The following is a 760-nucleotide window of genomic DNA, read 5'->3' on the forward strand; positions in this document are numbered from 1 at the left end:
TCGATAAGGGCATGCTCGATCTCCCCGTGCTGGTCTGGCGGCACGGTGACGATCACGGCATCCGGGCGGCCCTGGGTGATGAACTCGTCGAGCGACGTATGCGGCGTACCGCCATATCGGCTTGCCGCTTCCGCGGCGCGATCGGCGTGGCGCGAAAGGTGGGCGACGACGGCGACATCGCCATCCGTCTCGGCCAGAAGGGCGAGATGCCGTCGCGCAATATTGCCGGTGCCGATAATACCGAGCCGCATGAACTTTCCTCCCTCGTCAACCCGTGCGGCATGCCGGCCGCAAGGCATTGGTGCGCCTATAGAACAGCAAGCGTTCGGTTTTGCACACCAGTGGAGTTGGATTTATTGGCATGCGTTTCTGGTTTTCTGGAAGCACCCCGTGTCCATCACCTGTCGGACGCCAGCTGAAAGGATGTCACTGCGCGAGGATCGGCACGCACACGCCGGAGGCCAATGGCGGTATCAGTTCCAGGCTGAAATATCCTTGTCACAACTTGCCGCTAAGCATGCTCGTCGCGGGGCGCGATTTCACAGGTCAGACCCACTTTTGCACGTCAACTTTAACGTTAAAATTGCCCATTCACTTTAACGATAAAGTCCGTTACTCATGATGACGGTCGAGGGACGATGACAGGTCTTCCCGGCCAGTGATAGGCAGGGGAGAGCCAATGAAACGGGAACCACAGCCAAAGCCGGTCCAGCCGCGTGTGGATCGCTCATTGCTCATCCTGGCGATCCCGGCCGTGAGT

The 760-nt window shown here is 59.3% G+C and carries 1 protein-coding gene; it reads right to left on the reverse strand.

Annotated elements, in window-relative coordinates; all coding sequences use genetic code 11:
- Positions 1-251: Gfo/Idh/MocA family oxidoreductase (locus JP75_RS24625; RefSeq protein WP_035087825.1), on the reverse strand; the 251-nt coding region annotated here is incomplete at its 3' end.
- Between the last annotated feature and the right edge of the window lie 509 nt (positions 252-760).

Source organism: Devosia riboflavina, assembly GCF_000743575.1.
Taxonomy (GTDB): domain Bacteria; phylum Pseudomonadota; class Alphaproteobacteria; order Rhizobiales; family Devosiaceae; genus Devosia; species Devosia riboflavina.